Source organism: Actinokineospora sp. PR83, assembly GCF_021056305.1.
Classification (GTDB): Bacteria; Actinomycetota; Actinomycetes; order Mycobacteriales; family Pseudonocardiaceae; genus Actinokineospora; species Actinokineospora spheciospongiae.
In genome coordinates this window covers 1-6759 of record NZ_JAJCXD010000150.1, presented here as the reverse complement: position 1 = coordinate 6759, position 6759 = coordinate 1, and the positions used below count along the sequence as shown (strand labels likewise).

Genomic DNA, 6759 nt, shown 5'->3' with positions numbered 1-6759 from the left:
CGGTGACGACCCCGTCGTCGAGCACGCCCGCGGTGTGGATGACCGCGCGCACGTCGTGCTCGTCGAACAGGGCGGTGAGGGCGGCGCGGTCGGCGGCGTCGCAGGCGACGACGGTGACGCGGGTGCCCAGCGCGGTCAGCTCGTCGCGCAGCTCGGGGGCGCCGGGGGTGTCGAGGCCGCGCCTGCCGAGCAGCAGCAGGTGGTCCGCGCCGTTCTCCGCGCACCACCGGGCGGTGGCCGCGCCCGCGGCGCCGAGCCCGCCGGTGATCAGGACGGTGCCGCGCGGCTTCCACGTGGACCTGGGCGGGGCGGCGCGCACGACCCGGCGGGCCTTGGCGCCGTCCGGGCCGAGGGTGAGCTGGTCCTCCGCGGTCTGGGCGAGCGCGGCGCGCAGGTCGGCGGCGCGGTAGCCGGGGCGCAGCTCGATGCCGCCGCCCCACAGGCCGGGCTGCTCCAGGGCGACGGCGCGGCCGAAGCCGTGCACGTCGGCGGCCGGGGTGGTGGTGGCCAGCCAGAGCCGGGCGGTGCTGCCCGCGGCGACGAGCCGCTGCACGAGGTCCAGCAGTTCCGGCAGGGTCGGGTCGACCGCGAGCACGCCGGTGGCGTCCTCGACCGCGACGGCGCCGAGGCCGATCGGGTCGTCGCCGACGACCGCCCAGTCGCCCGCCGGGTCGCCTGCGGGGAGGCCGACCGGGGTCCGGTCGACCCGGTAGCGCCAGCCGTCGGTGAGGTCCTTGGGGGTCTGCTTGACCCAGTAGCGGCTGCGCTGGAAGGCGTAGGTGGGCAGGTCGACGCGCGTGCCGGGGCCGGTGAGGGCGGCCCAGTCCACGGTGCGCCCGCGTGTCCACAGCTCGCCCGCGGCGCGGAGGGCGGCGCGGACCTCGTCGGTGTCCTTGCGCTGGGCGGGGACGCAGCCCTCGACGACCGGGGTCAGCGCGGCGGCGGGTCCGACCTCCAGCACGTGCACGGCGTCCAGGCGGGCCGCGCCGTCGGCGAAGCGGACCGTGCGGCGGACGTTGCCGACCCAGTAGGCGGTGTCGCCCGGGTCCTCCTCCCCCGCGACGCCGATGAACCCGACCTGGGCCCGCCCGCGCTCCACACCGTCCACAAAGGTCTCGAACTCGGCCAGCACCTCGTCCATGTGCGCGGAGTGGAACGCGTGGCTCACCTTCAACAACGACGCCTTGACCCCACGCGCCCTGTGCTCGTCCACCATCGCCGCAACCGCGTCCGCATCACCCGACACCACAACGGAATCCGGGCCGTTGACCGCACCCAGCTCGACGCCCTCCAGCAGCTCGACCGCCGACTCCGGCAGCCCGATGGCCGCCATCGCCCCCCGAGCGGTCACCGCCCCCATCAACGCGCCACGCTTCACCACCAACGCCGCAGCACCCTCCAACGAAAACACCCCAGCAGCCCACGCCGCAGCAATCTCACCCACCGAATGCCCGATCACCACATCCGGACGAACACCCCACGAACCAAACAACCGCACCATCGCAACCTCAAAAGCAAAAATCGCAGGCTGCGCGAACTGCGTCTCATCAATCCGCGTACCTTCGGTGATCGCCTCCCGCACCCCAGCCGGAAACAGACCCACCACCTCATCCCACGCGGCACCGAACACCGGGAACACCGCCGCCAACTCCCGACCCATGCCCGCCCGCTGCGACCCCTGACCGGTGAACACGAACGCCGTCCGCCCGGCTGTGGCGGTTCCCCGCACGCCCAGCGACCCGAGACCGGCCACCAGCTCGTCGGCCGACCCGACGACGACCGCCCGATCCTCGAACGCGGCGCGCCCGGCCAGTGACACGGCCACGTCGGCGGGCGAGAACCCGGCGTCCAAGCGCTCGGCCAACGCCGCGGCCTGCCCGCGCAGGGCCTTGTCCGACCGCGCCGACAACGGCCACACCGCGAGCCCGGCAGGCGCCGAGGGGGTGCTCCCCGTCGCGACCCCGGGGGCCTGCGGGGCCTGCTCCAGCACGACGTGCGCGTTGGTGCCGCTCACGCCGAAGGCGGACACGCCCGCGCGGCGGGGGCGGTCGACCGAGGGCCAGGGGCGGGAGGCGGTCAGCAGCTCCACCGCGCCCGCCGACCAGTCGACCTGCGTCGTCGGGGCGTCGACGTGCAGCGTCTCGGGCAGCACGCCGTGGCGCAGGGCCATCACCATCTTGATCACACCGGCCACACCCGCGGCGGCCTGGGTGTGGCCGATGTTGGACTTGATCGACCCCAGCAGCAGCGGGGTGGCGCGGTCCTGGCCGTAGGTGGCCAGCAGGGCTTGGGCCTCGATCGGGTCACCGAGGCGGGTGCCCGTGCCGTGCGCCTCGACGGCGTCGACGTCGGCGGGGGTCAGGCGGGCGTTGTCCAGGGCCTTGAGCACGACGCGCTGCTGGGCGGGCCCGTTGGGGGCGGTGAGCCCGTTGGAGGCGCCGTCCTGGTTGACCGCCGAGCCGCGCACGACGGCGAGCACCTGGTGGCCGTTGCGCTGGGCGTCGGAGAGGCGTTCGAGCAGCAGCACGCCCGCGCCCTCGCCCCAGCCGGTGCCGTCGGCGGCGTCGGCGAAGGCCCGGCAGCGGCCGTCGGTGGACATGCCGCGCTGGCGGGAGAACTCGATGAACAGCGCGGGCGTGGCCATGACGGTGGCGCCGCCCGCCAGCGCCAGCGAGCACTCCCCCGCGCGCAGCGCCTGCACGGCCAGGTGCAGCGACACCAGCGAGGCCGAGCACGCGGTGTCGACGGAGACGGTCGGCCCCTCCAAGCCCAGGGTGTAGGCGACGCGGCCGGAGATGACGCTGGCGGCGTTGCCGGTGAGCAGGTGCCCGTCCACGGCGTCCCCGGCCTCGACGACCAGGCTGGTGTAGTCCTGCCCGTTGGTGCCGATGAACACGCCGGTCTCGGTGCCGCGCAGCGACACCGGGTCCAGCCCGGCGCGCTCGACGGCCTCCCAGGAGGTCTCCAGCAGCAGCCGCTGCTGCGGGTCCATGGCGACGGCCTCGCGCGGGGAGATGCCGAAGAAGCCAGGGTCGAACTCGGCGGCGGCGTCGAGGAAGCTGCCGCGCGCGGCGTAGAAGGTGCCCGCGCGCGTCCCCTCGGGGTCGTAGAGGGCGTCGATGTCCCAGCCGCGGTCGGTGGGCAGGTCGCCGGTGGCGTCGCCGCCCGCGGCCACCAGGTCCCACAGGTCCTCGGGGCTGGTGACGCCGCCGGGGAAGCGGCAGGCCATGCCGACGACCGCGATCGGCTCACCGGCGCGCTCCTCGGCGGCGCGCAGCCGCTCGTGCGCGGTCTCCAGCTCCGCGGTGGCGCGCTTGAGGAAGTGCCGGAGCTTGGCCTCCGTGCTCTGCTGGTTGGCCGCGGTGCTCTGCTGCCCGGGGTGGGACTGGGACATCTGCGGGGTCCTTTCCGTCGCCCTGGGCCGGTTCAGGAGATGCCGAACTTGGTGCCGAGGAGGTCGAACATCTCGTCGTCGGTCGCGTCGTCGAAGGTGGCGGGGTCACCGCCGGACCCGGCCTCGGCCGGGTCGTCGAGCAGGGCGCGCAGCCGGGTCAGGACCCGGGTGCGGGTGGTGGCGTCGAGGGCGTCGGCGGCCAGCGCGGCCTCCAGCCCGGCCAGGTCGCGCAGGGCGTCGGCAGCCGGGTCGGCCCCGGCGACCAGCCGCCCGGTGAGCAGGGCGGCCACGGCCTCGGCGGTGGGGTGGTCGAACACCAGCGTGGCGGGCAGGTCCAGCCCGCACGCGGCGGCGAGCCGGTTGCGCAGGTCCACCGCGGTCAACGAGTCGAACCCGAGCTCCTTGAGCGGCTTGGTCGCCGGGACGTCCCCACCGCCGGAGCGGCCGAGCACGGCGGCGATCTGCTCGCGCACCTCGGTGAGCACCACGTCGGCGGCGGCCCGCTGGTCGAGCCCGGCGAGGCGGGCGCGCAGCCCGGTCGCGGCCTGCGGGCGCTCGGCCGGGTCGGGGGCCGCGGCCTCGGGGATGGTGCCGATCAGCGGGCTGGGGCGGGTGGCGGCGAACCCGGCGCTGAACCGCGCCCAGTCGACGTCGGCCACGGTGACCGCGGTGTCGCCGTGGTCGATGGCCTGCTCCAGCGCGGCGATGGCCAGCTCGGGCGGCATCGGCGCAAGGCCGCCCTGGCGCATCCGGGCGGCCCGGGTCTCCTGCTCGGCCAGCCCGCCGCCGCCCCAGGCGCCCCAGGCCACCGAGGTGGCGGGGAGCCCGGCGGCGCGGCGACGCTCGGCGAAGGCGTCGAGGTGGGCGTTGGCCGCGGCGTAGTTGCCCTGGCCCGCGCCGCCGGTGGTCGAGGCCAGCGAGGAGAACAGCACGAACGCGGACACCTCGCCCACCAAGTCGTGCAGGTTCTGCGTCGCGGTGGTCTTGGGGCGCAGGACGGTGGCGGCGCCTGCGGGGGTCAGCGCGTCCAGGACGCCGTCGTCGAGCACGCCCGCGGTGTGGAAGACGGCGCTGACCGGGTGCTCGGCGAGCACGGTGGCGAGCGCGCCGCGGTCGGCGGCGTCGCACGCCACCACCGCGACCTCGGCACCGGTGGCCCGCAGCTCGGCGGCGAGGGCGTCCGCGCCGGGGGCGTCGGGTCCCCGGCGGCTGATCAGCAGCAGGCTGTCCGCGCCGCGGGCGGCGAGCCAGCGGGCGACGTGGCCGCCGACCGCACCGGTGCCGCCGGTGACGAGCACCCGGCCCTCCGGCTTCCACTGCGCCGAGGCGGGCGCGCTGCCCAGCGGCGCGCGGACGAGCCTGCGCGCGTGCACGCCCGAGGGGCGGACGGCCACCTGGTCCTCCGTCCCCGCGAGGACGCCCGCCAGGCGCTCGGCGGCGCGGTCGGTGGGCGTGGCGGGGACGTCGACCAGACCGCCCCAGCGGCGGGGGTGCTCCAGGGCGGCGACCCGGCCCAGGCCCCAGACCCCGGCGGCGGCGAGGTCGTCGGGGGCCTCGCCGGGGCGGGTGGCGACCGCGCCCCTGGTCAGGCACCACAGCGGGGCGGCGATCCCGGTGCGCAGCAGGGTGGTGGTCCCGACCAGGGCCGCGGTGACCTCCGGGTGGTCGGGCAGCGGGCGGGTGTCGAGCGCCAGCAGCGACAGCACCCCGTCCCAGTCCCCCGCCACCGCGGCCGGGTCGACCTCGGCCGGGCCCGCGGTGAGGTCGACCCGGGAGACCTGCGCGCCCCGGGCGGTCAGCGCGCGGGTCAGCGGGTCCACCCACGGGTCGGCGGCGCCGCCCTCGGGGACCACGAGCAGCCAGCGGCCACCGAGCGCGGCGGTGGGCTCGGGTAGCTGGTGCCAGGTGACGCGGTAGCGCCAGGAGTCCAGCGTGTCGCGGACGGTGCCGCGCTCGCGCCAGGCGGCGAGGGCGGGCAGCAGGTCGGCGAGGCGGGCGTCGGCGTCGACCCGCAGCGCGGCGGCGAGCGTGTCCGGGTCCCGCTCCGCGACCGCGGCCCAGAACTCGGCGTCGGCGGCCGAGCCCGCCGCGGCCCGGGTGGTGGCGGGGGTCGGCCAGAAGCGCTCGTGCTGGAAGGCGTAGGTGGGCAGGTCGACCCGGTGGCCGGGGGCCACCGCGGCGAAGTCCGGCGCCAGGCCGCGCACCACGCCCTCACCGAGCGACAGCAGCATCCGGTCGAGGCCGCCGGTGCCGCGGCGCAGCGAGCCCACGGCGACGACCCCGTCCGGCAGGGCCATCGTGAGCACCGGGTGCGGGGAGCACTCGATGAACGCGTGCCCCGCCAGCTCGGTGACGGCGTCGGCGAACTGGACCGTCGAGCGCAGGTTGGCGAACCAGTAGTCGGCGTCGAGGGCCGTGCCGTCCTCGAAGCGGCCGGTCAGGGTGGAGCGCACCGGGACCGCGCCCGCGCGGGGGCGGACCGGGGCCAGCACGTCGAGCAGTTCCGCTCGCAGCTCGTCGACCTGGGCGGAGTGCGAGGCGTAGTCGACGGGCACCCGCTTGGCCCGCACGTCGTCGGCCTCGCACGCGGCCACCAGCTCGTCGAGCGCGGCGGGCTCGCCGGAGACCACGACCGCCGACGCGCCGTTGACCGCGGCGATCGAGACCCGCTCCCCGAACGGCGCGATCCGCTCGCGGGCCTCGGCCTCGCCCAGCGCGACCGACACCATCCCGCCGCGCCCGGCCAGCCGCCGCAGCACCTGCGACCGCAGGGCCACGACCCGGGCACCGTCCTCAAGCGACAGCGCGCCCGCCACCACGGCGGCAGCGATCTCCCCCTGCGAGTGGCCGACCACCGCGTCGGGCCGGATGCCCCAGGACCGCCACACCTCGGCCAGCGACACCATCACGGCCCACAGCACCGGCTGCACGACGTCCACGCGCTCCAACAACGCCGCATCGCCCAAGACCTCGTCCAACGACCAATCCACGAATCCCGACAACGCCGCAGCACACTCGGCAAAGCGCGCCGCGAACACCGGCGACTCCGCCGCCAACTCACGGGCCATGCCCACCCACTGCGAACCCTGACCCGGGAAGACGAACACGACGCCGTCGACCTCGGTCGCCTCGCCGCGCACGACACCGGCGGCGGGCTCGTCGCGGCTGATCGCGGCCAAGCCCCCCAGCAGGTCCTCGGCGGTGCGGCCGACGACGGCGGCCCGGTGCGCGAGCGCGGCGCGCCCGGCCAGGGTCGCGGCGACGTCGACCGGCGAGAAGCCCTCCGCGAGGGCGGCGCGCAGCCGCGCGGCCTGCTCGGCCACCCCCGCCGCCGTCCCCGCGGACAGCGGCAGCAGCACGGCGGG

At 76.7% G+C, this 6759-nt stretch carries 1 protein-coding gene and 1 pseudogene; both read right to left on the bottom strand.

What is annotated here, in order from left to right; translation table 11 throughout:
• Positions 1 to 3253 (bottom strand): annotated as a pseudogene (locus L6E12_RS33555) (type I polyketide synthase); the annotation flags it as partial.
• A gap of 173 nt (positions 3254 to 3426) precedes the next feature.
• The coding region (locus tag L6E12_RS33550; protein WP_236231941.1) for a type I polyketide synthase at positions 3427 to 6759 on the bottom strand (3333 nt) is incomplete at its 5' end.